Raw genomic sequence first — 24,959 nt, forward strand, 5'->3', positions numbered from 1 at the left:
ATGGGTTCGTCGGGCTTCTGAACGGCTTTGACCTGCGACGTCGACGATTACGGCGGCGCGCCCGGGGGAGCAGTGGCGACCCTCCGGTCCTCTCGGCAGAATCGACGCCATGACCTCATCCCGACCCGCTCCTCACGGGGGCGGGTCTCGCGCGTCGAGCGCGGGCCTCGCCGTCGCGGCGGTCGCCAGGCGCCTGGGGGTCGCTCCGGCGACCCTGCGCACGTGGGACCGACGCTACGGACTCGGACCGTCCGCCCGCACCGCGGGATCACACCGCCGCTACACGCCCGAGGACGTGGCGCGCCTGCTCGTGATGCGCCGGCTCACGCTCGAGGGCGTCGCGCCGGTCGACGCCGCGAAGGCCGCGCTCGAGGCCGGCGTCGAGGAGCTCGAGGAGGCGACCGAGGAGGCCGCGAGCGCCGGCGCCGAGCCGGACGCCGGCGACGACGCGGAGCCCGACCCGGCGCGACCCGCGCCCGCCGCCGACGGCGAGGCGCCGCGCGGTCGAGGCCACCTCCGTGCCCTGCCCGGGGGCGGGGAAGGGGCCGCGTCAGCTCCCGGTCACGTGCCCGGTGGGAGCGCTTCCGGCCGGGTGTCGGCCGTGGTGGACGCCGCCCTCGCGTACGACCAGGCCGGGTGCGACGACCTGCTCGCCATCCCGACGCAGGGCGACCCCGCAGCCTGGTGGACCGAGATCGCCGAGCCGGCCTGGCAGCGTGTCGCCCAGCGGACGGTGCTCGCCGGCCCGGGCGCCGTCCCCGAGGTCGTGCTCGCGACCGCGGCCCTGCGTGCGCTGCGGGACTTCACCGAGGCGTTCGAGCGGGCCATGGTGGCCGGCGGGGCCCCGCCGGCCAACCACCCGAGCCGGATGCGCAAGATCGTGCTCATCTTCGCCGCCCCCGACGAGGTGGTGCCGCTGTCCGCACACGCCCTCGCCGCCGCCCTCACGGCGAAGGGGGCGACGGCGCGCATCGTGACCGGGCCCGCGAGCACGCACCGCTCGCTCGAGCTGGTGACCATGGTGCGGCCGGCGGCGCTCGTCCTGGCGACGGCGCAGCGACGGCCCGACCTGGACCTCATCCACGCGGTGCACGAGGGCTTCGCCGAGCTGCCGGTCATCGTCAGCCTGCGGCGGGACGACGCCGCGAGCGAGCTGCCGCTGGCGGCCACCGTGCAGCGGGTGCGGTCGTTCACCGCGATGCTGCACGAGGCGCTCGCCGTGGTGACGTGATCCCGTGACGTGAGGTCCGCCACGACCGGGCGCCGGAGGGCGGGCGGGCCGGAATAAGGCGGCCGCCCAGAACGTAGACTCCTGTCATGACGGACTCGACCTCGCCCGCGCACGACCCGTTCGGATTCCTCGGCCTCACCTACGACGACGTCCTGCTGCTGCCGGGGTACTCCGACCTCGCCCCGTCGGACATCGACACCACCTCGCGCCTCACCCGCGAGATCTCCCTGCGCGTGCCGCTCGTCTCGGCCGCGATGGACACCGTCACCGAGTCGCGCATGGCGATCGCGATGGCCCGCCAGGGCGGCATCGGCGTGCTGCACCGCAACCTGTCGATCGAGGACCAGGCGTACCAGGTGGACCTGGTCAAGCGGACGCAGACCGGCATCATCTCCAACCCGGTGACGATCGGGCCGGACGCGACGCTCGAGGAGCTCGACAAGCGGGCGGGGGAGTACCGCATCTCCGGCTTCCCCGTCGTCGACGCGGGCGGCCACCTCACCGGCATCGTCACCAACCGCGACCTGCGCTTCACCCCGGTCGCCGAGTGGGCCACGACCAAGGTCTCCGAGGTCATGACGCCCGCCCCGCTCATCACCGGGCAGGCCGGCATCTCGCGCGAGGACGCCACGCTGCTGCTGCGCAAGCACAAGCTGGAGCGCCTGCCGCTGGTCGACGACGAGGGCCGCCTCGCGGGCCTCATCACCGTCAAGGACTTCGTGAAGTCCGAGCAGTTCCCGAACGCGTCGAAGGACGGCCAGGGCCGCCTGCTCGTCGGCGCGGCGATCGGCTACTTCGGCGACGCCTGGGAGCGCGCGACGACGCTGGTCGACGCCGGCGTGGACGTGCTCGTCGCGGACACCGCGCACGGCAACGTCCGGATGCTCATCGACATGGTCCGCAAGCTCAAGACGGACCCGGCGACCCGCCACGTGCAGGTGATCGGCGGCAACGTCGCGACGAAGGAGGGCGCGCAGTCCTTCGTCGACGCGGGCGCGGACGGCATCAAGGTCGGCGTCGGGCCGGGCTCGATCTGCACCACCCGCATCGTCACCGGCGTCGGGGTCCCGCAGATCACGGCCGTGTACGAGGCGTCGCTGGCCGCACGCGCGGCCGGGATCCCCGTCATCGCCGACGGCGGCATGCGCCACTCGGGCGAGATCGGCAAGGCGATCGTGGCCGGCGCGGAGGCGGTCATGCTCGGCTCGATGCTGGCCGGCACCGAGGAGGCACCGGGCGAGACGATCCTCGTCAACGGCAAGCAGTACAAGGCGTACCGCGGCATGGGGTCGATGGGCGCGATGTCGTCGCGCGGCAAGAAGTCCTACTCGAAGGACCGCTACTTCCAGGCCGAGGTCACCAGCGACGACATGATCGTGCCGGAGGGCATCGAGGGCCAGGTGCCGTACAAGGGCACGCTGAACACCGTCGCGCACCAGCTCGTCGGCGGGCTGCACCAGTCGATGTTCTACGTCGGCGCCAGCACCATCCCCGAGCTGCAGGCCAAGGGCCGGTTCGTGCGCATCACGTCCGCGTCGCTCAAGGAGAGCCACCCGCACGACGTGCAGATGACCGTCGAGGCGCCGAACTACGCCGGGTTCTGAGCCGACCCGCACGACCGCCACGACGAGGCCCGGCACCCCCGCGGGGGTAACCGGGCCTCCGTCGCCCCGCCGTCAGCTCGCCATGACCCGGGCGTGCAGGGCCTGGACGGCGTACCGGGCGGACCAGAACGCGCCGTGCTGCCAGGCGGAGACCTCGGACATCCAGTCGCCAGCGAAGTAGACGCGCCCCGCGCCCTGCTGCAGCTGCTTGAAGCCCGACGACTCCGTGTCCGGGTAAGCCCACGCGCCCTCGATGTACGGCACCTTGTGCCAGGCGATGGAGAACGACGACTCCAGCTCGCTGCGGTACTTCTCGCCGTGGATCTTCACGCCCTGCTCGACGGCGCGCCGCTCGCGCTGCCGGGGCGTGAGGTCCGCGTAGGTGCGGGCGTTGGCCCCGGTGTTGTAGTAGCCGACGACGAGCCCCTTGCGCTCCCCGTACCCGTACGACGGGTACCAGACGTGCGCCAGGTCCATGTCCGTCTCGGTGATGCCGCCGAAGATGCGGTGGTCGTCCTCCCACCACCGCGAGCGGTACTGCAGGCCGATCTTGCCCGCGGGCGAGCCGGTGGCGAACTCGCCCAGCGCGGCGTCGATCCCCGTTCCCCAGTTCGTGTCCCAGCGGCGCATGACGCCCGCCGGCGCGGCGACGATCGCGAAGTCCGCCTCGATCTGCCGGGGGCGGCCGTGGCCGGGCGTGTAGGTGACCCGCACGCCGTCGCTCGTGTTCTCCACGCCGGTGACGGGGGAGCCGAAGTGCACGTTCTGCTTGCCGATGGCCCGCACGAAGTACTGGTAGGTCGTGTCCATGCCGCCCTTCGGCTGGAACATGAGCATCGACTGCTCCCAGTTGATCTCGAACGGGAAGTACTGCCCCACCTTCGAGGCGAGCACCTCCGAGACCGTGCCGGGTCCGGGCAGCGGCGTGCCGTGCTCGTTCCACGCGGAGGGATAGGTCGTGAACCCGCGGTTGTCGCCGCCCGCGTACGTGCCGTCGGCCTTCAGCGAGCCCCAGCTGCGCAGGAAGGAGCGCAGGTTCTCCTTGTCCTCGGCGGTGAGCCGCTGGTCCAGGGCGCCCTGGTCGGTGGCGTAGCTCAGCAGCTCCGAGGTGTAGCCGAAGACGTCGGCCTTGGCGGTGCGGTAGCGCACGGGGTGGCCCGGGGTGGCCCCGGTCTTCTCGTTGTAGAGGTAGGCGTCGGCGTTCGCGTTGGTGAACACCTCGTACGGCACGCCCAGCTCGCGCAGGTAGTCCATGGTGACCATCCACTGCGCGATGCGGCCGGCACCGGCGTTCATGTAGACGCCGTCGTCGAAGCGCGCCGTCTGGGTGACGCCGTCGACGTCCGTCTCGGAGTCGCCGCCGCGGATCGTCAGGGTGCGGCCGCCCGGCCGGTGGCGCGCCTCGAGCACCGTGACGCGGTAGCCGGCCTTCTGCAGCTCGTACGCCGAGGCGAGTCCCGCCGGGCCGGCGCCCACGACCACCACCTTCTTCGCCGAGCGGCCGGTGAGCGAGAAGTCGCTGCCCCGGGGCGGGGCCCAGGCGGCCGCGGTGGGCTGGGCCGCGGCCGTCGGGGCGAGCCCCATCGCCCCCATCGTGGCGAACATGACGCCGGCGCTGGAGCCGACGCCGACGGCCTGGAGGAAGCCGCGGCGGGAGACGCCGGACCGGGGCCCGTCGGTGACCCCGTCGGTGATCGTGTCAGTGACCATGTGGCACTACCTCTCGTGTCGAAAGGTCTGACGGACGGTCGCGGCGGCCCTGGATGCCGGGCGCCGCCGTCAGCACCGCGGCCGACGGTAGGAGAGCCGCGTCACGGCCCGGGGTCGGCGGGGTTACGGCGTCGTCGCCTGGGGTAACGGCTGCGTTTCGACGCCGTCGCCGCAGGTCAGCGACTCGCGTTCGACCCTCGCCGGTCATCCGGCGGAAACGGTGCGCCCCTACGTTCCCCGCATGAAGAACACCACCAAGGTCGTCCTCGCCGTCGCCGTCACGACCGCCGTCGCCGTGCCCGCCACCGCCGTCGCGGGAGGCCGGCTCTTCGAGCCGCGGCCGACCGAGGCGCACTCCTTCGTCACCGGCGACACCCCGTCCATCGCCGACGGCGTGGCCCTCGGCAAGAACGTGGCCTGGTACAAGTCGTCGGGGCTCGGGCCGTCCGCCCTGAACCGCGCCCCGGGCGTCTCCGCCGAGGAGCGCTACGTCCCGACCGACGTCTTCCCCGGCGGCGAGCTGCCTGAGGGCGTGACGCTCACCGAGGCGCAGGGGATCAACGCGCTGATGCGGATCGGGGAGAACCTCGAGCGCGCGGGCCTGTCCTACGACGACGTCGTCTCCATGCGCGTCTTCCTGCAGAACCCCGACGGCGAGGAGGCCATGGACTTCGCCGGCTGGAACCGCGCGTACCGGCAGTTCTTCGCCAACACGAACCTCGCCACCGGGGAGACGCTCGACGTCCAGCTCGGGTCGGCCTCCGGCGAGCCCATGGTCGTCAACGCGGCCCGGCCCTCCCGGTTCGCGCTGGAGATCGAGAACCTGCCGGTGGACGGCTGGCTGGTCGAGGTGGAGGTCGACGCCGTCTACGACCGGTAGCGATAGCGAGCCGGCCGCGACAGCGGGTGACGGCGGTCCGCGGACGTGGGCTGGCGGCCATGGAGCGCCGCTGCGCCGCCGCCCGGCACGGTCAGGATCCGGCGACGGCACCCCGATGAGCCCGGCCGGTGGATGCCGGCCACGCGGGCGACGTGGGCGGGCGGCCACCCGGGGTCGCGGCGCGCTCCGCGTTGACGCGCTCCGCCCAGGCGCGGTGGGCGCCGGCCTGGGCGGCGTGCAGCGCGTCGAGCGCGGCGCCCCGCAGGCGCGGGTGGGCCACGAGCTGGGCGTCGAGGACGTCGAGCGTGGCGAGGACGTCGACGTCCGCCCGGTGAAGCTCGCCGTCGCCCTCGATCCCGTACAGCGCGCACAGGTCGCCGAGGCGCCGCTTGCCCTCGCGGGCCCGGTCCAGCCAGCGGTCGAGGACGAGGGGGTCCAGCACCGGGGCGACGGGCCGGCCGAGCCGCTCGGGCACGGTCGGCAGGCCGTGGCGGGCGAGCTCGACGTCGAGCAGGGAGAGGTCGAACGAGGCGTTGTAGGCGACCAGGGGGACGCCGTCGCGCACGTGGTGGACGAGGATCGCGGCGATCTCCTCGAGCGCCCCGACGGCGTCCTGGCCGTGGGCGCGCGCCTCCGCGGTGGTGATGCCGTGGATGGCGGCGGCCTCGGCGGGGATCTCGACGCCCGGGTCGAGCAGCCAGGTGCGCACCGACCTGGAGCCGTCCGGCCCCCGCAGCACGAGCGCGGCGGTCACGATGCGGTCGGCCTCGACGTCGAGCCCGGTGGTCTCCGTGTCGAAGCCGAGCAGGGGCCCGCGCGACCAGCCCGGGTCGGGGGCGGCCGGCGGTGCGTCGAGCTCCGCGTACGTCGTCATGCCCCCGGACTGTGCCACCGGCCACCGACAGCACGCGCCGGTAGGCTGTCCGGGTGAGCAACGAGATCGAGATCGGGCGCGGAAAGCGCGGCCGCCGCGCATACTCCTTCGACGACATCGCGATCGTGCCCTCGCGGCGCACGCGCGACCCGAAGGACGTGTCCGTGGAGTGGCAGATCGACGCCTACCACTTCGACCTGCCGATCATGTCGGCGCCGATGGACTCCGTGATGAGCCCGGCCACCGCGGTGGCGCTGGGGAACCACGGGGGCCTCGGCGTCCTCGACCTCGAGGGCCTGTGGACGCGGTACGAGTCGCCCGAGCCGCTGCTGGCCGAGATCCGCGACCTGCCCGCCGGCCGAGCGACGCAGCGCATGCAGGAGATCTACGCCGAGCCGATCAAGGCCGAGCTCATCACGCAGCGTCTCAAGGAGGTCCGCGCCGCGGGCGTCACCGTCGCGGGCGCGCTGTCCCCGCAGCGCACGCAGGAGCACTACCAGACCGTGGTCGACGCGGGCGTGGACCTGTTCGTCATCCGCGGCACCACGGTCTCGGCCGAGCACGTCTCCGGCAACGCCGAGCCGCTCAACCTCAAGCGGTTCATCTACGAGCTCGACGTCCCGGTCGTCGTCGGCGGCGCGTCCACCTACACCGCCGCGCTGCACCTCATGCGCACCGGCGCGGCGGGCGTGCTCGTCGGCTTCGGCGGCGGCGCCGCGCACACCACGCGCGTGGGCCTCGGCATCCATGCGCCGATGGCCACGGCCGTCTCCGACGTGGCCGCGGCCCGCCGCGACTACCTCGACGAGTCCGGCGGCCGGTACGTGCACGTGATCGCCGACGGCGGCGTGGGCCGCTCCGGCGACATCGTCAAGGCCGTCGCCTGCGGCGCCGACGCCGTCATGCTGGGCGCCGCGCTCGCCCGCGCCGAGGAGGCGCCGGGCAAGGGCTGGCACTGGGGGCCCGAGGCCCACCACCCGGCGCTGCCTCGCGGCGAGCGCGTCGAGGTCGGGACGGCCGGCACGCTCGAGCAGGTGCTGTTCGGGCCGAGCGGCTCTGCCGACGGCACCCTCAACCTCGTCGGCGCGCTGCGCCGCGCCATGGCCACGACCGGGTACTCCGACCTCAAGGAGTTCCAGCGGGTCGAGGTCGTCGTCTCGCCCTACCAGCCCCGGTGACCACCGGCGCAGTGACCCGCGCGACCCGCGACGCGCTCGACGTCGCCTTCCGGGAGGTCACGGACGACGACGTGGAGCAGGTCGTCGCGCTGTGGGAGGCCTGCGGGCTGACCCGGCCGTGGAACGACCCGCGCCGCGACGTGGCCGACGCGCGGCGCACCGCGACGTCGACGGTCCTGGTCGGGGTGGCCGGCGACCGCGTGGTGTCCTCCGCGCTCGCCGGGTACGACGGGCACCGCGGCTGGCTCTACTACGTGGCCGTCGACCCGCAGCAGCAGGGGAGCGGCCTCGGTCGCGCCACCGTGGCCGCCGCGGAGGACTGGCTGCGTGCCGCCGGCGCGCGCAAGGTGCAGCTCATGGTCCGCGCGACGAACGCGCAGGTGGTGGGCTTCTACGACCGCCTCGGGTACGCCGACCAGGAGACCGTCGTGCTCGGGAAGTGGTTCGACGGGTCGCGCTGAGAGCGAACGACCCGGACGAACCGGGGCGACGGTTGCCGCGGTGTCGGGCGACCCGCGTAGGGTGTCGCCCATGTCCACCGCGCACGAGGGCGAAGGCGCTCTCGGGGAACTTCTCGACCCCGAGCTGCCCGCCGCCACCTATGTCCTGGAGCCCGACGTCGTGGAGCCGCTGACGCGGCGCATCGTCACGTCCCACACGGTCGGGACGCACCGTTCGGTCCTCCCCTTCACGGGCGCCCCGCTGGCGGCGTTCCCGCTGTCGTCGCCCGACGACGTCGCGTCGGCCGCGGGCCGCGCCCGCGCCGCGCAGCCCGGGTGGGCGCGCACGCCGCTGCGGGAGCGCACGGCCGTGCTGGACCGACTGGGCGCCCTGGTGCTGGAGCGGCAGTCCGAGATCCTCGACCTGATCCAGATGGAGTCGGGCAAGGCCCGGCGCAGCGCGTTCGAGGAGGTCGCCGACGTCGCGATGGCGTGCCGGCACTACGCCGTGCGCGGCCCCGGGTACCTGGGCGAGCGCCGCGTGCCGGGCATGCTGCCCGTGCTCACGGGCGTGCGCGTGCACCGCCGTCCGGTCGGCGTGGTCGGCGCGATCGCGCCGTGGAACTACCCGCTGTCCCTGGTCCTGTCGGAGGCGATCCCGGCCCTGCTCGCGGGGAACGCGGTGGTGCTCAAGCCGGACCCGCAGACCACCCTGTCGTCCCTGTGGGTGGCGGAGCTCCTGCAGGAGGCGGGGCTGCCCGACGACCTGTTCCTCGTCGTCGCCGGCGGCGGGGACGTCGGCGCGGCGCTCGTGGACCACGTGGACCACATCGCGTTCACCGGCTCGACGGCGACGGGCCGCAAGGTCGCGGCGCGGGCCGGCGAGCGGCTCATCGGCACGACGCTCGAGCTGGGTGGCAAGAACCCGCTGTACGTCGCGGCCGACGCCGACCTCGACTCGGCGGTGCCCGGCGTCGTGCGGGCCTGCTTCGCGAACGCCGGCCAGCTGTGCATGTCGATCGAGCGCCTGGTGCTGCACGAGCGGATCGCGGACGCGTTCCTCGAGCGGTTCGCCGTCGCGGTGCGCGACCTCACGCTGGGCACCGGGCTCGACTACACCGCGGACGTGGGCTCGCTGGTCTCCGCCGCGCAGCTCGAGCGCGTCACCCGCCACGTCGACGACGCGCTCGCCAAGGGCGCCCGCGCGCTCGTCGGCGGGGTGCACCGCTCCGACGTCGGCCCGTACTTCTACGCCCCGACGGTGCTGGATGACGTCCCCGAGGACGCCCTGTGCGCCCGAGAGGAGACGTTCGGCCCGGTCGTCGCCGTGACCCGCGTGGCGTCGGACGACGAGGCGGTGCGCGTCATGAACGACACCGAGTTCGGCCTCAACGCGAGCATCTGGTCCACCGACGTCGCCCGCGCCCGGCGCCTCGCGGCGCGCGTGCAGTCCGGCACCGTCGTGATCAACGACGGGTACGCCTCGGCCTGGGGTTCCGCGGCCGCGCCGATGGGCGGCTTCAAGGCCTCCGGTCAGGGCCGCCGGCACGGGCGCGAGGGCATCGAGGCCGTCACCGAGGTGCAGACCGTCGCCGTCCAGCGCGGCGCCCGGTTCGGCCTGTCCCTCGACACGCTGTACACGCTCGGTGGGGAGACGCCGAGCCGCGTGCTGTCCGTCGCGCTCGGCGCGATGCGGCGCCTGCGCCTGCCGTAGGCCCGCCTCAGCGCCCGGGGCGGGCCAGGAAGGAGCCCAGGGCGGCCTGCGCGGCGGGCTCGCCCAGCAGCCGGGTGAAGACCGCCCCCTCGTCCTCGATCCGGTCGAGGAGGGCGGCCTGGGTGCCGGAGCGCAGGAGGCGCTTGGTCTCGACGAGCGCGGTGACCGGCTTCGCGGCCAGCCGGGCGGCCTGCGCGCGGGCGTGGCCGAGCACCTCGGCGTCCGGCAGCACCTGGTTGACCAGGCCGACGTCGGCCGCCGCGGCGGCGCCGAACGGCTCCCCGAGCAGGAGGGCCGCCGCGGCGCGCTGGTGCCCGACGACCTGCGGCAGCAGCAGGCTGGACCCCGCCTCGGGGATCAGGCCCAGGTCGACGAACGGGAAGTGGAGCGTCGCGCCCTCGCCGGCGTACACGAGGTCGCAGTGCAGCAGCATGGTCGCGCCCACGCCGACGGCCGGGCCGCACACCCCCGCGACGACCGGCTTGGGGAACCGCGCGATCGTGCGCAGGAAGCGGAACGCCGGGTCGTCGGTGCCGGCCTGCGGGCGGTCCAGGAAGTCGCGGATGTCGTTGCCCGCGCAGAACACGGTCTCGTCGCCCTGCAGCACCACCGTCCGGACGCCCGCGTCGGCCTCCGCGGCGTCGAGGGCGTCGGCCAGCGCCGCGTACATCGCGGTGGTGAGGGCGTTCTTCTTCGCGGGCCGGTTCAGGGTCACGGTGGCGACGCCCTCGGCGGCGCTGGTGAGGACGTCGTCGGTCATGCCGAGACGATAGCGGCCGTCGGAGCGGGTCGTCGTCGCCGACGTCCGCGGACCGAGTCAGAGTTCGCGGACCGCCGCGCGCCACGACGCCGGGATCTCGCGCACGTGCCACCACACCCAGTGCCGGCGCGTCGCGCTCGCGGCCGAGACGCCCACGCCCTGCGCGTCCAGGCCCGCGCGGGAGCAGCTGAACAGGGCGCGGCGCAGGTGGTAGTCCTGCGTGACGACGACGGCGGTGCGGGCCCCCGTGAGCTCGGCGGTGTTGCGGCAGGACGCGGTCGTGTCGAGGCCGTCGCGGTCCAGCGTCAGCGCCGCGTCCGGCACGCCGCGCCCGAGGATCCACTCGCGCATGGAGGCGGGCTCGTCGTAGGGGGTGCCGTCGCGGCGCGGCTGCCCGTCGCCGCTGAGCACCACCCGGTCCGCCACGCCGGCGTGGTACAGCTCGGCCGCCGCGTCGAGGCGTCGGCGCAGGTAGGGCGACGGGGTGCCGTCGGGCCGGATGCCAGCCCCCAGCACGAGGATCGCGTCGACCGGCTCGACGGACGCGACGGACGGCCGCACGCGCGCCTGCCCGGTCAGCTGCACCCACGCGACCGGCACCACGACGGCGAGGGCGAGCGCGCCCGCGGTCGCGGCGGAGAAGCGCAGCGCACGACGGCGCCGGGTGCGGACGGGGGTCGGTGCGGCGGCCGGCGTCGGGGTCACGCCCCGCAACCTAGCGTCAGGGGACCAGGGCGGCGCGCTCGGCGCGCAGGTTGCGCCCCGCGGCGTCTGCCCACCGGGCCGCTGCCGCCGGCGAGCGGTACAGCCGCGGCAGCCCGGTGAGCTGGTCCAGGACGGCGGCCCGGCCGGCCCGGAACGCGTCGTCGGGCACGTGTCCGTACTCGGCGCGGACCTGGGCCGCGTAGCGCGCGTACCGGCCGGGCTCGGCGCCGAGGACGGCGAGGTCCGCGTCGCTGACCAGCGCGCCCGAGCCGTCCGCCGCGCCGGGGTCGTGGGCCGTCGTCACGAGCACGAGCCGGGCGACCTCGTCCACGTCGTGGTGCGTCAGCGGCTCGCCCGTCCCCGCCCGGCGCACGTGGCCGGCCAGCGGCCCGAGCAGCGTGCCCACGAGCGCTGCCGAGCGCTCCTCGTCGCGGACGGCCTCGCCGTCGTGCACCGCGTCGTGGAACCACAGCGCCGTCGCCGCGTGCCAGCGCGAGCCCGGCGCGCCGTCGGCGACGAGGAGGTCCAGGGCGTCGAGGGAGTCGGCCAGGTGCAGCCGCGAGTGGTAGACCCGGTGCGGCTCGCGCCACCGGCCCACGAGGTCGCGACCGGCGTCGTCCGCCGCGGCGAGCGCGGACCGCGCGCCGTCGTCCGGCTCCCACAGCGTCGCCCACCGGGCGAGCAGCGCGTCGTGGGAGGCGCGCCGCCGCTCGCGGCCCGGCACCCGCAGGACGGAGCCGGCGAGCCGCCGCGACAGCTCGCCGCCGGTCACCGGCACGGCCCCGGCGGCCACGAGGGCGTCGTGCCGGTCGGCGGGGACGTCGTAGTGGTCGAGGTCGAAGGCCCGGTCTCCCACGCCCTGGGCGCGGGCGAACGACCGTAGCTCGTGCAGCGACGTGTCCGAGACCAGGTGCGACCAGAGGGTGCCGTGCGCGGGCCAGGCGGGCGGGTCGAGCAGGAGCGTCATCGGCGCACCCGCCGCACCCTGAGGGCACCCGGCACCTCGAGCCGGTCGCCGAGGTCCTCGCCCCGCGCGAACGCGCCCCACACGGCGCGCACGCGCCGGGCGGAGCGCTGCAGGTCGTCCCACGACGTACCGTCCGTGAGCGCCGCCGTCGCCCACGCCTTCTCGTCGCCGAACAGCAGCGGCAGGTCGACCGTGTGCGCGGCGCCCCACGGGCTGCCCGGCGGGGACCACGTCACGACGTACCGGTGGGCGGTGCCGCCGGCGGCCGCGTGCCGGGCGGCGAACCGCCGGGCGGGGCGCCCGTAGACGGCCGCGGTGACGGCCGCGACTAGCGCGCGTCGTACCCAGGGCCCGACGACGGGCAGCGCGGCGAGCCGCCGGATCGCGGGGATCCGGGGGACGAACAGCCGCGCCTCCTCAGCGGTGCTCCCGACGAGCAGCGCGACCTGCGGCGCGCCGGCGTCCCAGGCGGCGTCGATCTCGTCCTCGGGCGGCAGCGGGTCGTGGCCGTACGGGGTGCCGAACGGCATCGCGGCCCGCAGGCCGGCGCCCGTCGCCGCCCGGGCGACCCGCGCCTCCGCGGCCACGACGTCCATGACGGGCGTCCGGGCGGAGATCCCGGCGGCGGCGCGCGCCATGGCGGCGTTCATCCGGTCCCGGCCCCGGGAGATGCCGAGCGGCGCGCTCTGCACGATCGCGCGCGAGACCAGGGCCGCCGCGGCGGGCACGGCCAGCAGGTGCGCGACGGCGTCGCCCCCCGCGGACTGGCCGAACAGCGTGATCCGCGCCGGGTCGCCGCCGAACGCGGCGACGTTGCGGCGCACCCAGCGCAGCGCCTCGAGCTGGTCGAGCAGCCCGAGGTTCGCGGGCCGCTCGGGGCCGTCGCCGAGGTAGCCCAGGAGGCCGAGCCGATAGGTGACGGTCACGACGACCACCCGCTGCTCCGCGACCAGCGGCCGTGGGTCCATGATCGGCAGGTCGCCCGCGCCGGAGGTGTACGAGCCGCCGTGGATCCACACCATGACGGGGAGGCGGTCGTCGGGGCGGACGTCGGCGGGCATCGTCACGGACAGGCGCTGGCAGTGCTCGTCGCCGGGGACGCCAGCGCCCGGCGAGCCCAGCACCTCGTCGAGGAACGGGACCGGCGCCTGCGGGCAGGCGGGGGACCACCTCGTCGCCTCGAACGCCTCGCTGCGGTCGGGGATCGGCGCGGGCCGGGCGAACCGGTCCGCGTGGGCGTACGGGATGCCGGTGGCGCGGACGACGTCGTCGTCCGCCCAGCCGTCGACCGGTCCGCAGGGAGGCGTGAAGCGCAGCATCGCGGTCGAGACTAACCCCGGCGGGAGGCGCCGTCCTCGTCGTCGGGCATGCGGTCGGGCGTGCGGTCGGGCGTGCGGTCGGGCAGGTCGTCGAGGGCGCGCCGCACCTCGCCGACGATCCGGGCCATCGCGGCCTCGGCGGCGTCGGGGTCGTGCTCGGCCACCGCCCGGGCGACCGCCTCGTGCTGGTCGAGGGCCTCGGGCGCGGGGGAGGGCGGCATGAGACCGAGGTGGGTCCGCCCGGCGAGCACCTCGGCGACGACGTCGGCCAGCGGGCCGAACATCTCGTTGCCGCTGGAGCGCAGCAGCAGCTCGTGCATCCGGACGTCGAGGGCGAGGAACTCGGTGAGGTCGCCCGCCTCGCCGAGGGTGCGCATGCGGCGGGCGAGGTCCACGAGCTCGCCGCGCACCTGCGGGGTGGCGTGACGAGCGGCACCGGCGGCGGCGAGGGGCTCGACCGCGTGGCGCAGCTCGGTGAGGCTGCGCAGCTGAGCGTCTCGGCCGGGGCCCTGCAGCCGCCAGCGGATGACGCGCGGGTCGAGCACGTTCCAGTCCTCCATGCCGAGCACCACGAGGCCGACCCGGCGCCGCGAGCGCACCATCCCGAGGCCCTCGAGCATCCGCATCACCTCGCGCGCCACGGTCCGCGAGACGCCGTGCTCGGCGCCGATCCCGTCGAGCGTGAGGGGGGTGCCCGCGGGGACGTCTCCGCTGGTGATCGCGAGGCCGAGCGCGTCGAGCACTCCGGCGTGCAGGGACGGTGACGACATGGGCGGAGCCTATCGACGTCGGGTCGAGCGAGCGATTGGTGTGACCAGTGTTGTCAAAGGTAGTACCAATAAGGCATCCTCGGACGACGCGGCGACGCAGCAGTCGCCGCGGGGCCCGCCCCGGCGGGTCGCCGACCGAACAGGGAAGTCGAGATGGACACTGTCGTCATGAACGCCACCGGTGACGCTCGCGCCGTGAGCGCGCCGCGGCCGCCGGTCGCCGGGCACCTCGTCGTCATGGGCGTCGCCGGCTCGGGCAAGACCACGATCGCCGGGATGCTCGCCGAGCGCCTCGGCGTCGACGTCGCCGAGGCCGACGAGTTCCACCCCCAGGCCAACATCGACAAGATGTCGGCCGGGACGCCCCTCACCGACGCCGACCGCGCCCCCTGGCTCGCCGCGATCCGCGACTGGCTGACCGGGGAGACCGACGGCGGCAGGTCCGCCGTCGTGACCTGCTCCGCGCTCAAGCGCTCCTACCGCGACGTCCTGCGCGGCGCGCACGGCCGGGTGCGGTTCGTCCACCTCGACGGCACCCCCGAGCTCCTCGCCGACCGGATGGCGCACCGCAGCGGGCACTTCATGCCGCCGGCGCTCCTGCCGTCCCAGCTCGCCACGCTCGAGCCGCTCGACGACGACGAGGACGGCATCAGGATCGACGTCGCCGCCGCGCCGGCCGAGATCGTCGCCTCCGTGCTCGCCTGGCTCGCCGACCGGGCCTGACCCGCCCGACCCACCCCGTACGCCGCTCGACGAGGACTTCGCCATGCCCTTTTCCCTGCCCTCTGTCATGCCCTTCGCCATGACCGCCGCCGCGCCCACCGACGACTGGACCCAGACGCTCACGGCCGGGCCGCTGCTCGCCATCGCCGCCGGAGCCGTCGCGCTCCTGCTCCTGCTCATCATCAAGGTGCGCCTGCACGCGTTCCTCGCGCTCGTGCTCGTCAGCCTGCTCACCGCGGTGGCCGCAGGGCTGCCCGCCGGCGGCGTCCTGGACGTGCTGCTGGACGGCTTCGGCTCCACCCTCGCGTCCGTGGCGCTGCTCGTCGGGCTCGGCGCGATGCTGGGCCGGCTGATCGAGACCAGCGGCGGCGCGAAGGTGATGACCGACGTGCTCATCGCGCGGTTCGGCGAGAAGCGCGCCCCGCTGGCCCTCGGGGTCGCGTCGCTGATCTTCGGCTTCCCGATCTTCTTCGACGCCGGCCTCGTCGTGATGCTGCCGATCGTGTTCGCGGTGGCCCACCGCCTCGGCGGGTCGCTCCTGCTGTACGGCCTGCCCGTGGCCGGCGCGTTCTCGGTCATGCACATCTACGTGCCGCCGCACCCCGGCCCCGTCGCCGCGTCGGAGTTCCTCGGGGCGAACGTCGGCATGGTCCTGCTCCTGGGGCTGGTCATCGCGATCCCCACCTGGTACGTGACCGCCTACCTCTTCGGCCGGTTCGCGGGCCGCCGGATCGAGCTCCCGGTGCCGGCGATCCTCGGCCGCGCCGACGCCGCGCAGATCGCGAACCCGCCGCGCTTCGGGACGGTCGTCGGCATCCTGCTGCTCCCGCTCGTGCTGATCTTCGCCAACACCGGGCTGGAGACCGCGGTCTCCGCGGGTTGGGTCGCCGCCGAGAACCCGGTCGTGACCTGGGCGGGCGTCGTCGGCTCCACTCCCGTCGCGCTGCTCGCCGCCGTCCTCGTGGCGGCCTGGGCGCTCGGCCGTCGCCGCGGCGTCGAGGGGACCGTGCTCGAGCAGACGCTCGACTCGGCGCTGGGGCCCGTCTGCTCCGTCATCCTCATCACGGGCGCCGGCGGCATGTTCGGCGGCGTGCTGCGCGCGTCGGGCATCGGCGACGCCCTCGCCGACGTCCTCGCCGACCTGGGTCTCCCCGTCATCGTCGCCGGCTTCGTCATCGCCGCGGTCCTGCGGGTGGCGCAGGGCTCGGCCACCGTGGCGCTCACGACGGCGGCCGGGCTCATCGCCCCGGCCGTGGCCGCCGGCGGGTTCAGCCAGCTCGCGACGGCCGCGATCGTCGTCGCCGTGGCGGCCGGGTCCGTGGTGCTCAGCCACGTCAACGACTCGGGGTTCTGGCTCGTGGGCCGGTTCTTCGACATGGACGTGAAGACCACGCTGCGCACCTGGACCGTCATGGAGACGGCCATCGGAGTGATGGGCTTCGGGATCGCCTGCGTGGCGTTCGCGCTGGCCTGAGCGCCGGCGCCCGTGCCTCTCAGCCCGCCGTGACCGACGACGAGGGGCGCAGGTGCTCCACCGCCTCGACGCACTGCCGGGCGATGGCGAGCTCCTCCATCGTGGGGATCACCATCACCAGCGTGGACGTCCAGTCGGGGGAGATGATGCGCTCGTCGCGCCGCGACGCGGCGTTGCGCTCCGGGTCGACGGCGATGCCCATGCCCTCGAGGCCGGCGCAGACGGCGGCGCGCACGGCGGCGTCGTTCTCGCCGACGCCCGCGGTGAACGCGATGACGTCCACCCGGCCCAGCAGCGCGGCGTAGGCGCCCACGTACTTCTTCAGGCGGTGGACGTAGACGTCGAACGCGAGCGCGGCCGCCTCGTCGCCGTCGTCGATGAGGCGCCGCAGCTCGCGGAAGTCGTTCACGCCCGACAGGCCGAGCATCCCCGAGCGCTTGTTGAGCAGTGTGTCGAGCTCGTCGATGCCCATCTCGGCGTTGCGGGCCAGGTGGAAGACGACGGCCGGGTCGATGTCGCCCGACCGGGTGCCCATCACGAGGCCCTCCAGCGGCGTCAGGCCCATGGAGGTGTCGATCGGGACGCCGCCCGCCACCGCCGACGCGGACGCGCCGTTGCCCAGGTGCAGCACGATCGTGTGCAGGTCCTGCACCCGGCGGCCCAGCACCCGCGCCACCTTGCCCGCCACGTACTGGTGGCTGGTGCCGTGGAAGCCGTACCGGCGCACGTCGTGCTCCTTCGCCACCTCCCGGTCGATGGCGTAGGTGTACGCCTCGGCGGGCAGCGCGGAGAAGAACGCCGTGTCGAAGACGGCGACGTGCGGGACGTCGGACAGCAGCTCGCGCGCCACCCGGATGCCCTGCACGTTGGCCGGGTTGTGCAGGGGCGCGAGCGGCACCAGGGCGTCGATGCGCGCCACGACGTCGTCGTCCACCACGACCGGCCCCGAGAACTCCGCGCCCCCGTGCACCACCCGGTGACCGACGGCGTAGATGCCGGCGTCCGCCAGGCGCGGGCCGATCTCGTCGAACAGGCCGAGCGCGATCCGCAGCGCCTCGCCGTGGTCCGGCACCTCGAGCTCGCGGCGGGTCTTGTTGCCGGCGAACGTGTGCGTGACGATGCCGGACGACTCGCCGATCCGTTCGATCGTGCCCGCCGCGATCGCCTCCCCGCCGACCGGGTTGACCAGCTGGTACTTGAGCGACGACGAGCCCGAGTTCAGCACCAGCACGGACCCGTGCGCCCCGTACGCGCTGTACGGGGTGGGGCGCTCGGCCTCGGGGACGATGCTCATGCGGTGGCCTCCTGTGCCTGTGCCCCGAACGACTGGGCCTGGATCGCCGTGATGGCGACGGTGTTGACGATGTCCGCGACCAGCGCGCCGCGCGACAGGTCGTTGACCGGCTTGTTCAGCCCCTGCAGCACGGGGCCGACGGCGACGGCCCCGGCCGAGCGCTGCACGGCCTTGTACGTGTTGTTGCCGGTGTTGAGGTCGGGGAAGACGAACACCGTCGCCTGCCCTGCGACCGACGACTCCGGCAGCTTCGACTTCGCGACCGACGCGTCCACGGCGGCGTCGTACTGGATCGGCCCTTCCACGGACAGGTCGGGCCGGCGCTCGCGGACCAGCCCGGTCGCGGTGCGCACCTTGTCGACGTCCGCGCCCGAGCCGGACGAGCCCGTCGAGTACGACAGCATCGCGACCTTCGGGTCGACGCCGAACTGCGCCGCCGTCGCCGACGACGAGATGGCGATGTCCGCGAGCTGCTCCGCCGTCGGGTCGGGGATCACCGCGCAGTCGCCGTACACCAGCACCCGGTCCTGCAGGCACATGAGGAACACCGACGACACCACGGAGACGCCCGGCTGCGTCTTGACGATCTCGAACGACGGCCGGATGGTGTGCGCCGTCGTGTGCGCGGCGCCCGAGACCATGCCGTCCGCGAGCCCGAGGTGCACCATCATCGTGCCGAAGTACGACACGTCGGTGACGATCTCCTTGGCCCGCTCCACCGTCATGCCCTTGTGCGCCCGGAGTCTCGCGTACTCCGCGCTGAACGTCTCGACGTGCTCGGGGTCCGTGGGGGAGAGCACCGTGGCGGCGGCGATGTCGAGGCCCAGCTCGGCGGCGCGCGCCCGGATCGACGACTCGTCGCCCAGGATCACCAGGTCCGCGATGCCGCGGGCCAGCACGGTCGACGCGGCGCGCAGGATGCGGTCGTCGTCGCCCTCGGGCAGCACGACGCGGCGCCGGTCGCCGCGCGCCCGCTCGATGAGCTCGTACTCGAACATCAGCGGCGTGACGACGCGCGTGCGCGGCAGGTCCAGTCGGGCCAGCAGCGCGGCGCCGTCCACGTGCTGCTCGAACAGGGCGCGCGCGACGTCGATCTTCCGCGTCGAGGCGACGGTGACGTAGCCGTGCGTCTCGGCCGCGCGCCGGGCGGCCTGGAACGTGTCGAGCGCGGTGGCCACCACGGGCACGCGCGGGCCGAGCGCCGACAGCAGCTGCGCGATCACCCCGCGCGGCACGTAGCCGCCGGTGAGCACGATGCCCGACAGCGACGGGAACGTGGCCGCGGACTGCGCCGAGAGCAGCCCGAGCAGCACGTCGGAGCGGTCGCCCGGCAGGATGACGACGGCGCCGTCGGACAGGTGGTCGAGCACGTGCTCGAACGACATCGCCCCGACGATGACCTCGAGCGCCTCGCGGCCCAGCAGGTCGGCGTCGCCGAGCATGAGGGTGCCCTCCACGGCCTCGGCCAGGCGGCCGACCGTCGGCGCGTGCAGGAACGGCTCCTCGGGGATCGTCCATACGGGCAGGTCGCCGTCGCCCACCAGCGCCGCGGCGCCCGCGGCGAGCACGCGCGGGGGGCACCGGTTCACGACGACCCCCACCGGCTGCGCGTGGTTGGCGCGCAGCTCGGACAGGCTGAGCCGCACCAGCGCGCGCACGTCCTCCGGCGAGCGCTCGCGGCCGGACGCCACCAGCAGCACCGGGGCGCCCAGGTTGGCCGCCACGCGCGCGTTGAACGCCAGTTCGGTGGCGCCCGCGACGTCGGTGTAGTCCGTGCCGACCACGACGACGGCGTCGCACCGCTCCGCGACCGCGTGGTAGCGGTCGAGGATGCGGGCGAGCGCGGCCTCCGGGTCCGCGTGCACGTCGTCGTAGGTGACGCCGACGGCGTCCTCGTACGTCAGGTCGACGCCGTCGTGCGCGAGCAGCATCTCCAGCACGTGGTCGCGCGGGGCGTCGCCCCCCGCGTCCGACGCCGGCGGCGACGGTACGCGGGAGACGGCCCGGAACACCCCGACGCGTGAGACCTGCCGGACCAGCAGGTCCAGCACGCCCAGCGCGACCGTCGACTTGCCGGTCTCGCCCTCGGGGGAGGCGATGTAGAGACTGCGGGTCGAGCCCGTCACGCGATGTCTCCTGTCGATCGTGCGTCCCCTGTCACTCGTTGTCGCCGCCCGTCGCCGCCGCGGCGTCGTACTGGGGCCCGCCGTTCTCGGTGCCCGTCTCGCCGACGTCCGGCCACACCCAGTCGCGCACCTCGGGGATGTCCTCACCGTGCTCGCGGGTGTACTGCCGGGCCGCGAGGCGGGCGTCGACCATCTCCTGCCGCAGGCCCGCGTACCGCGAGCGCAGCGCCGGCACCCGGTCGATGACGTCGACCACGAGGTGGTACCGGTCGATGTCGTTGAGCATCGCCATGTCGAAGGGCGTCGTCGTGGTGCCCTCCTCCTTGTACCCGCGCACGTGGATGTTGGCGTGGTTGGTGCGCCGGTAGGTGAGGCGGTGGATGAGCCACGGGTAGCCGTGGTAGTTGAAGATCACCGGCTTGTCGGCCGTGAACAGGGTGTCGAAGTCCTTGTCGGACAGGCCGTGCGGGTGCTCCTTCTCGTCCTGCAGCCGCATGAGGTCGACGACGTTCACGACGCGGACCTTGAGGTCCGGGATGCGGTGGCGCAGGATGTCGGCCGCCGCGAGCACCTCGAGCGTGGGCACGTCGCCCGCGGCGCCGAGCACGACGTCCGGGTCCTCGCCCTCGACCTCGGTGCCGGCCCACTCCCAGATGCCCAGGCCGCGCGTGCAGTGCGCGACCGCCTGCTCCATCGTGAGGAACTGCGGCGCCGGCTGCTTGCCCGCCACGACGACGTTCACGTACTGGCGCGAGCGCAGGCAGTGGTCGTAGGTGGACAGCAGGGTGTTGGCGTCCGGCGGCAGGTACACGCGGACGATCTCGGCCTTCTTGTTCACGACGTGGTCGATGAAGCCCGGGTCCTGGTGGCTGAAGCCGTTGTGGTCCTGGCGCCACACGTGGCTGGAGAGCAGGTAGTTGAGGCTCGCGATCGGCCTCCGCCACGGGATGTGGTTGGTGACCTTGAGCCACTTGGCGTGCTGGTTGAACATCGAGTCGACGATGTGGATGAAGGCCTCGTAGCTGGTGAACAGGCCGTGCCGCCCGGTGAGCAGGTAGCCCTCCAGCCAGCCCTGGCACTGGTGCTCGCTCAGCTGCTCCATCACCCGGCCGGCGCGGACGAGGTGCTCGTCGACCTCCGGCGAGAAGTACTCGGCGTTCCACTGCTTGCCGGTGACGTCGAACGTGGCCTGCAGGCGGTTGGACGCCGTCTCGTCCGGGCCGAAGATCCGGAAGTTGTCCGGGTTGCGGCGGATCACCTCGGTGAGGAACTGGCCCAGCACGCGCGGCGCCTCCACCGCGCCGGCACCCGGCGCGGGGACGTCGACGGCGAAGTCGCGGAAGTCGGGCAGGCGCAGGTCGCGCAGCAGCACGCCGCCGTTCGCGTGCGGGTTGGCGCTCATGCGCAGCTCGCCGGGCGGGGCCAGCTCGCGGATGTCGTCGAGGACGCGGCCGTCGTCGTCGAAGAGCTCCTCGGCCCGGTACGACCTGAGCCACGTCTCCAGCACCTGGAGGTGCTCGGGCGTGTCCCGCGCGCTCGCGAGCGGCACCTGGTGCGCGCGCCACGAGCCCACCGTCTTCTTGCCGTCGATGTACTCCGGGCCCGTCCAGCCCTTCGGCGTGCGGAACACGATCATGGGCCAGGCCGGGCGCGCCATGTCCACCCCCTCGACGGCGGCCTGCGCCTTGATCGCGGCGATCTCGTCGAGCACCTCGTCCAGCACCGCGGCGAAGCGGCGGTGGATCGACTCGTGCGACTCGTCGGAGCCGTCGGCCACCTCGAACCAGTGCGGCTTGTGCCCGTACCCGACCATGAGCGACTCGAGCTCGTCGCGGCCGATGCGGTCGAGGATCGTGGGGTTCGCGATCTTGTACCCGTTGAGGTGCAGGATCGGCAGCACGACGCCGTCCTGCGCGGGGTTGAGCAGCTTGTTCGAGTGCCAGCTCGTGGCCAGCGGGCCGGTCTCGGCCTCGCCGTCGCCCACGACCGCCGCCACCAGCAGGTCCGGGTTGTCGAACACCGCGCCGTACGCGTGCGAGAGGGCGTATCCCAGCTCGCCGCCCTCGTGGATGGAACCGGGCGTCTCGGGGGCGACGTGGCTCGGGATGCCGCCAGGGAACGAGAACTGGCGGAACAGGCGCCGCACGCCGTCGGTGTCCTCGGTGATGTCCGAGTAGAGCTCGGAGTACGTGCCGTCCAGATACGTGCTCGCGACGAGGCCGGGGCCGCCGTGGCCGGGGCCGGCGACGTAGACCGTGGACTGCTCGCGCTCCTTGATCACCCGGTTGAGGTGCGCGTACAAGAAGTTCAGGCCCGGCGTCGTGCCCCAGTGGCCCAGCAGGCGCGGTTTGACGTGGTCGCGGGTCAGCGGCTCGCGCAGCAGCGGGTTGCCGAGCAGGTAGATCTGACCGACCGACAGGTAGTTCGCCGCCCGCCACCACCGGTCGATCCGGTCGATCGTCTCGGCCGAGAGCTCGGTGCCGGCGCCGGTGCGCCACGGGGTGGGGCTGACGGTCGGGGTGGTCGTGGTGCTCATCACACGCTCCAGGGGCTCGGGGAAGGCCGGCGCCTTCATTCCACCGCACCCGGTGCCCGAATGCAGCACGACCGGCGAGGTCAGAGGGCGTGACGTCGATCTGGCGACGTGTCAGGTGCCCGCGGCGCACGGATTCCTGGGGTAGGGCCCGGGCCGATTACGGTGGTGCCGTGCCCAGCCCCCAGCCCGCCCGCAGGTCGTTCGGGGCGGTGGCCCTCCAGCCCCGCATGATCGGGATCCTGCTCCTCTTCCTGCTCGCCGCCGCCGTGTGCGGCCGGCTGGGTGTGTGGCAGCTCGACCGCGCCTACCAGCGCGCCGAGCTCGCCGCCCAGCAGGAGGCGGCGGAGCAGGCGTCGCACGGGCCCGAGGCGCTGGGCGACCTGCTCCCGCCGCAGACGTCGTTCCCCGGCGAGCTGGTCGGCACCGAGGCGTGGGTGACGGGGGAGTACGAGCCCGAGGGGCAGATGCTCGTCGCCGGGCGCGCGCTGGACGGCCGCACCGGGTACCTGGTGCTCACGCCGCTGCGCGTCACCGACGACGGCACCGGCGGTGCGTCGTGGGCGGACCTGTCCGGGCCGCCGGTCCTCCCGGTCGTGCGCGGGTGGGTGGACTCTCCTGCCCCGGACGCCGCGGCGCTCGACGTCCCCGACGGCGAGGTACGCGTCACCGGCTGGCTCCAGGCGTCGGAGTCCGTGCAGGAGGGCGTCGAGCCGCTCCCCGACAACCCGGACGGCCCGCCGCTCACCGACTCCATCTCCACCGGCGCGTTGGTCAACACGTGGGGCGGGCCGATCTACTCCGGGTACGTCGTGCTCACGACGTCCGACCCCGCGCAGGCGACCGCCGCCGAGGGCGGCCCGGCCCTGCTGCCGCGCCCCGTGCTCGAGGGCAGCGACGGCGTCAACCTGCAGAACCTGTTCTACGCCCTGCAGTGGTGGGTCTTCGGGCTCTTCGCGGTGGTGCTCTGGATCCGGCTCGTGCGCGACGAGGCGGCGGGGACGAAGCGCGGCCGCACCCACGACGACTCCGACGACCCCGTCGGCACCGGCATCGCGGGGCTGCCCGGCTGACCCCCCTGATGTCGGCGGCGGCTGCTTGGCTGTCGGCATGGCGAGCATCGACCTCAAGCGCGAGCCGCGGTACCACTACGGCGCGACGACGACGCCCGCGATGGTGGCGCTGCCGCCCCGCCCGTTCCTCATGGTCGACGGCGAGGGCGACCCGAACACCGCGCCGGCGTACCGTGAGGCGGTCGAGACGCTGTACCCGCTCGCGTACACGCTACGGGCGGCGGTCAAGGAGGCCACGGGCGACGCCTACACGGTCATGCCGCTCGAGGGCCTGTGGTGGTCGGACGACATGAGCACGTTCAGCGTGGACGCCAAGGACGAGTGGCGCTGGACGCTGATGATCAGCCTGCCGGACGCCGTCGAGCACGTCGACGCCGCCGAGGTGCTGGCGCGCGCCGTCGCCGCGAAGCGGCCCCCGGCCGGCGACCGCGTCCGGCTGGAGCGTCACGACGAGGGCGAGGCCGCGCAGGTGCTGCACCGCGGGCCGTTCGCCACCGAGCCCGCGACGATCGAACGGCTGCACGCGTTCATCCAGGCCGAGGGGCGAGCGCTGCGCGGCCTGCACCACGAGATCTACCTGTCCGACCTGCGCCGCACCGCCCCGGAGAAGCTGCGCACCCTGATCCGCCAGCCCGTCGCGCCCTGACCGCGAGATCGAGGTTGCCGTCGTGAGATCGACCTTCGGTGGGTCGATCTCACGACGGCTACCTCGATCTCGGTGCCCGCGACCGCAACGCGGACCGGATGCGGGCGACGAGAGCCTCCGGGCGTTGCAGGTCCTCCCAGACGACGCGGATGACGAGCCATCCGTTCTCCTCCAGCGCGTCCTGCCTGAGCTTCTCTTCGAAGCGGCGCCGAGCGGGGTCGCCGTACTCGCCCCCGGAGTACTTCACGGCGCCATCGAACTCCAGCGCGACCCGACGGTCCGGCCACGCCAGGTCGAGCCACGCGTCGCCGCGCCGGGTCGTGACGGCATACCCCACCTCTGCGGCGGGCAGGCCGGCGTCGTGGATGATCCAACGGAGAAGTGACTCACCGGCGGACTCCGCACGGGGATCTGCAAGACCGACGACCTCGCGGGCCCGGCGAACCCCTCGCCCGCCGACGGACTCCTCGAGGATCGTCCGGATCAGCGCGGGGTCCGCGTCGCCCCGAAGCGCGGAGTCGGCGATCACCAGGGCCTGGTCGGAGGCGAGCGTCCGCGCGCAGTCGACCACCGTCCGCTCGAGTGTGGTGACGGGCAAGCCGTCGACGGCGGTTCGGTCGCGTTCAGGAAGGGCGGTCCAGTGGCGGCGGAGGTCGCGCTCGCGCGCCTGGTCGGCGTTGGGTGCTCGCAGCTGAGTGACGTGGACCGCGGAGGACAACCGGACTGTCTTGCATCCGTGCAGCACGGCCGCCGTCGCATGGGAGTACCAGAACGTCGTCGAGAGCCTAGCCTCGACGGCGCGGACCTGTCGCAGGACCTCGGCCCGCCTGGTACGAGCGGGCCCGTCGGCGTCGACCGGCGCCAGGTAGACGCCCTTGCGCACCCGTTCGAGCCTGCCGCGCGAGACCTCGACCGCGATCTCGCTGCGTCGGCCCTCG

General features: G+C 74.1%; 21 protein-coding genes. 10 read left to right on the top strand and 11 right to left on the bottom strand.

What is annotated here, in order from left to right:
• Window positions 1-109 precede the first annotated feature (109 nt).
• Together ACFQ8T_RS16060 and guaB are read left to right on the top strand one after the other, a co-directional pair.
• Window positions 110-1,231, top strand: a complete 1,122-nt coding sequence (locus ACFQ8T_RS16060; protein WP_430547478.1) for a MerR family transcriptional regulator — start codon at window positions 110-112, stop codon at window positions 1,229-1,231.
• Window positions 1,232-1,317: 86 nt separating this feature from the next.
• Window positions 1,318-2,835, top strand: coding sequence for an IMP dehydrogenase (gene guaB / locus ACFQ8T_RS16065; RefSeq protein ID WP_430547479.1), 1,518 nt, complete (start codon window positions 1,318-1,320; stop codon window positions 2,833-2,835).
• Between the two features lie 72 nt (window positions 2,836-2,907).
• Here guaB and ACFQ8T_RS16070 read toward each other — a convergent pair whose 3' ends face one another.
• Window positions 2,908-4,545 (bottom strand): flavin monoamine oxidase family protein, encoded by a 1,638-nt coding sequence (locus ACFQ8T_RS16070; protein WP_430547480.1) that lies wholly within the window; start codon window positions 4,543-4,545, stop codon window positions 2,908-2,910.
• A gap of 241 nt (window positions 4,546-4,786) precedes the next feature.
• Between ACFQ8T_RS16070 and ACFQ8T_RS16075 the strand changes: the two genes are divergently transcribed.
• Window positions 4,787-5,425, top strand: coding sequence for a Rid family hydrolase (locus ACFQ8T_RS16075; RefSeq protein ID WP_430547481.1), 639 nt, complete (start codon window positions 4,787-4,789; stop codon window positions 5,423-5,425).
• A gap of 91 nt (window positions 5,426-5,516) precedes the next feature.
• On the opposite strand, the gene ACFQ8T_RS16080 is transcribed toward ACFQ8T_RS16075, so the two are convergent.
• Window positions 5,517-6,299, bottom strand: a complete 783-nt coding sequence (locus tag ACFQ8T_RS16080) for an exonuclease domain-containing protein (protein ID WP_430547482.1) — start codon at window positions 6,297-6,299, stop codon at window positions 5,517-5,519.
• Window positions 6,300-6,352: 53 nt separating this feature from the next.
• On the opposite strand from ACFQ8T_RS16080, the gene ACFQ8T_RS16085 reads away from it, so the two are divergent.
• The 3 genes from ACFQ8T_RS16085 to ACFQ8T_RS16095 all read left to right on the top strand — a co-directional run bounded on the left by ACFQ8T_RS16085 (window position 6,353) and on the right by ACFQ8T_RS16095 (window position 9,631).
• Complete coding sequence (locus ACFQ8T_RS16085) at window positions 6,353-7,477, top strand: GuaB3 family IMP dehydrogenase-related protein (RefSeq protein WP_430547483.1); 1,125 nt, start codon at window positions 6,353-6,355, stop codon at window positions 7,475-7,477.
• Window positions 7,474-7,938: a GNAT family acetyltransferase gene (locus ACFQ8T_RS16090; protein ID WP_430547484.1), complete on the top strand. Its 465-nt coding sequence runs from the start codon at window positions 7,474-7,476 to the stop codon at window positions 7,936-7,938. The genes ACFQ8T_RS16085 and ACFQ8T_RS16090 overlap by 4 nt, the downstream gene beginning before the upstream one ends.
• Before the next feature lie 70 nt (window positions 7,939-8,008).
• The gene (locus ACFQ8T_RS16095) at window positions 8,009-9,631 is read left to right on the top strand and encodes a succinic semialdehyde dehydrogenase (protein ID WP_430547485.1); all 1,623 of its coding nucleotides are present in this window, start codon (window positions 8,009-8,011) and stop codon (window positions 9,629-9,631) included.
• 7 nt (window positions 9,632-9,638) lie between these two features.
• Here the strand turns inward: ACFQ8T_RS16095 and ACFQ8T_RS16100 are convergent, their stop codons facing one another.
• The 5 genes from ACFQ8T_RS16100 to ACFQ8T_RS16120 are packed head-to-tail and all read right to left on the bottom strand — an operon-like array spanning window position 9,639 to window position 14,152.
• A complete protein-coding gene (locus tag ACFQ8T_RS16100) occupies window positions 9,639-10,391 on the bottom strand; it encodes an enoyl-CoA hydratase (RefSeq protein ID WP_430547486.1) in 753 nt (250 codons plus the stop codon).
• Window positions 10,392-10,448: 57 nt separating this feature from the next.
• Entirely contained in the window at window positions 10,449-11,096 is a 648-nt protein-coding gene (locus ACFQ8T_RS16105; protein WP_430547487.1) for a vancomycin high temperature exclusion protein, read from the bottom strand.
• 16 nt (window positions 11,097-11,112) lie between these two features.
• Window positions 11,113-12,063 (bottom strand): DUF4031 domain-containing protein, encoded by a 951-nt coding sequence (locus tag ACFQ8T_RS16110; RefSeq protein ID WP_430547488.1) that lies wholly within the window; start codon window positions 12,061-12,063, stop codon window positions 11,113-11,115.
• Window positions 12,060-13,382, bottom strand: a complete 1,323-nt coding sequence (locus ACFQ8T_RS16115) for a carboxylesterase family protein (RefSeq protein WP_430547489.1) — start codon at window positions 13,380-13,382, stop codon at window positions 12,060-12,062. The genes ACFQ8T_RS16110 and ACFQ8T_RS16115 overlap by 4 nt, the downstream gene beginning before the upstream one ends.
• Before the next feature lie 11 nt (window positions 13,383-13,393).
• Window positions 13,394-14,152, bottom strand: coding sequence for a FadR/GntR family transcriptional regulator (locus ACFQ8T_RS16120; protein WP_430547490.1), 759 nt, complete (start codon window positions 14,150-14,152; stop codon window positions 13,394-13,396).
• Window positions 14,153-14,320: 168 nt separating this feature from the next.
• Here ACFQ8T_RS16120 and ACFQ8T_RS16125 point away from each other — a divergent pair, with 168 nt between their 5' ends.
• Both ACFQ8T_RS16125 and ACFQ8T_RS16130 read left to right on the top strand, forming a co-directional pair.
• A complete protein-coding gene (locus ACFQ8T_RS16125; RefSeq protein WP_430547491.1) occupies window positions 14,321-14,875 on the top strand; it encodes a gluconokinase in 555 nt (184 codons plus the stop codon).
• A 43-nt stretch (window positions 14,876-14,918) separates the two neighbouring features.
• The gene (locus tag ACFQ8T_RS16130; RefSeq protein ID WP_430547492.1) at window positions 14,919-16,349 is read left to right on the top strand and encodes a GntP family permease; all 1,431 of its coding nucleotides are present in this window, start codon (window positions 14,919-14,921) and stop codon (window positions 16,347-16,349) included.
• Between the two features lie 19 nt (window positions 16,350-16,368).
• On the opposite strand, the gene ACFQ8T_RS16135 is transcribed toward ACFQ8T_RS16130, so the two are convergent.
• Genes ACFQ8T_RS16135 through ACFQ8T_RS16145 form a run of 3 tightly spaced genes read right to left on the bottom strand, consistent with a single transcriptional unit; the run spans window position 16,369 to window position 22,305 of the window.
• On the bottom strand, window positions 16,369-17,643 hold the full coding sequence (locus ACFQ8T_RS16135) for an acetate/propionate family kinase (RefSeq protein WP_430547493.1): 1,275 nt from the start codon (window positions 17,641-17,643) through the stop codon (window positions 16,369-16,371).
• Complete coding sequence (gene pta / locus ACFQ8T_RS16140) at window positions 17,640-19,769, bottom strand: phosphate acetyltransferase (protein ID WP_430547494.1); 2,130 nt, start codon at window positions 19,767-19,769, stop codon at window positions 17,640-17,642. Before pta ends, ACFQ8T_RS16135 begins: the two co-directional genes overlap by 4 nt.
• 31 nt (window positions 19,770-19,800) lie before the next feature.
• A complete protein-coding gene (locus ACFQ8T_RS16145) occupies window positions 19,801-22,305 on the bottom strand; it encodes a phosphoketolase (protein WP_430547495.1) in 2,505 nt (834 codons plus the stop codon).
• A gap of 170 nt (window positions 22,306-22,475) precedes the next feature.
• Here ACFQ8T_RS16145 and ACFQ8T_RS16150 point away from each other — a divergent pair, with 170 nt between their 5' ends.
• Together ACFQ8T_RS16150 and ACFQ8T_RS16155 are read left to right on the top strand one after the other, a co-directional pair.
• A complete protein-coding gene (locus ACFQ8T_RS16150; protein ID WP_430547496.1) occupies window positions 22,476-23,375 on the top strand; it encodes an SURF1 family protein in 900 nt (299 codons plus the stop codon).
• A gap of 37 nt (window positions 23,376-23,412) precedes the next feature.
• On the top strand, window positions 23,413-24,021 hold the full coding sequence (locus tag ACFQ8T_RS16155; protein ID WP_430547497.1) for a GyrI-like domain-containing protein: 609 nt from the start codon (window positions 23,413-23,415) through the stop codon (window positions 24,019-24,021).
• Window positions 24,022-24,079: 58 nt separating this feature from the next.
• On the opposite strand, the gene ACFQ8T_RS16160 is transcribed toward ACFQ8T_RS16155, so the two are convergent.
• Complete coding sequence (locus ACFQ8T_RS16160; protein WP_430547498.1) at window positions 24,080-24,904, bottom strand: hypothetical protein; 825 nt, start codon at window positions 24,902-24,904, stop codon at window positions 24,080-24,082.
• Window positions 24,905-24,959: the final 55 nt, after the last annotated feature.

This window comes from Isoptericola sp. NPDC056618 (assembly GCF_042792715.1).
GTDB classification, from domain to species: Bacteria; Actinomycetota; Actinomycetes; order Actinomycetales; family Cellulomonadaceae; genus Isoptericola; species Isoptericola nanjingensis.

What these genes read in the sequence shown, in the direction of transcription:
- ACFQ8T_RS16060 (WP_430547478.1), top strand. Translation starts at nt 110, where the DNA reads ATGACCTCATCCCGACCCGCTCCTCACGGGGGCGGGTCTCGCGCGTCG.
- guaB (WP_430547479.1), top strand. Translation starts at nt 1,318, where the DNA reads ATGACGGACTCGACCTCGCCCGCGCACGACCCGTTCGGATTCCTCGGC.
- ACFQ8T_RS16070 (WP_430547480.1), bottom strand. Translation starts at nt 4,545, where the DNA reads ATGGTCACTGACACGATCACCGACGGGGTCACCGACGGGCCCCGGTCC.
- ACFQ8T_RS16075 (WP_430547481.1), top strand. Translation starts at nt 4,787, where the DNA reads ATGAAGAACACCACCAAGGTCGTCCTCGCCGTCGCCGTCACGACCGCC.
- ACFQ8T_RS16080 (WP_430547482.1), bottom strand. Translation starts at nt 6,299, where the DNA reads ATGACGACGTACGCGGAGCTCGACGCACCGCCGGCCGCCCCCGACCCG.
- ACFQ8T_RS16095 (WP_430547485.1), top strand. Translation starts at nt 8,009, where the DNA reads ATGTCCACCGCGCACGAGGGCGAAGGCGCTCTCGGGGAACTTCTCGAC.
- ACFQ8T_RS16100 (WP_430547486.1), bottom strand. Translation starts at nt 10,391, where the DNA reads ATGACCGACGACGTCCTCACCAGCGCCGCCGAGGGCGTCGCCACCGTG.
- ACFQ8T_RS16110 (WP_430547488.1), bottom strand. Translation starts at nt 12,063, where the DNA reads ATGACGCTCCTGCTCGACCCGCCCGCCTGGCCCGCGCACGGCACCCTC.
- ACFQ8T_RS16115 (WP_430547489.1), bottom strand. Translation starts at nt 13,382, where the DNA reads ATGCTGCGCTTCACGCCTCCCTGCGGACCGGTCGACGGCTGGGCGGAC.
- ACFQ8T_RS16120 (WP_430547490.1), bottom strand. Translation starts at nt 14,152, where the DNA reads ATGTCGTCACCGTCCCTGCACGCCGGAGTGCTCGACGCGCTCGGCCTC.
- ACFQ8T_RS16125 (WP_430547491.1), top strand. Translation starts at nt 14,321, where the DNA reads ATGAACGCCACCGGTGACGCTCGCGCCGTGAGCGCGCCGCGGCCGCCG.
- ACFQ8T_RS16130 (WP_430547492.1), top strand. Translation starts at nt 14,919, where the DNA reads ATGCCCTTTTCCCTGCCCTCTGTCATGCCCTTCGCCATGACCGCCGCC.
- ACFQ8T_RS16135 (WP_430547493.1), bottom strand. Translation starts at nt 17,643, where the DNA reads ATGAGCATCGTCCCCGAGGCCGAGCGCCCCACCCCGTACAGCGCGTAC.
- ACFQ8T_RS16145 (WP_430547495.1), bottom strand. Translation starts at nt 22,305, where the DNA reads ATGAGCACCACGACCACCCCGACCGTCAGCCCCACCCCGTGGCGCACC.
- ACFQ8T_RS16155 (WP_430547497.1), top strand. Translation starts at nt 23,413, where the DNA reads ATGGCGAGCATCGACCTCAAGCGCGAGCCGCGGTACCACTACGGCGCG.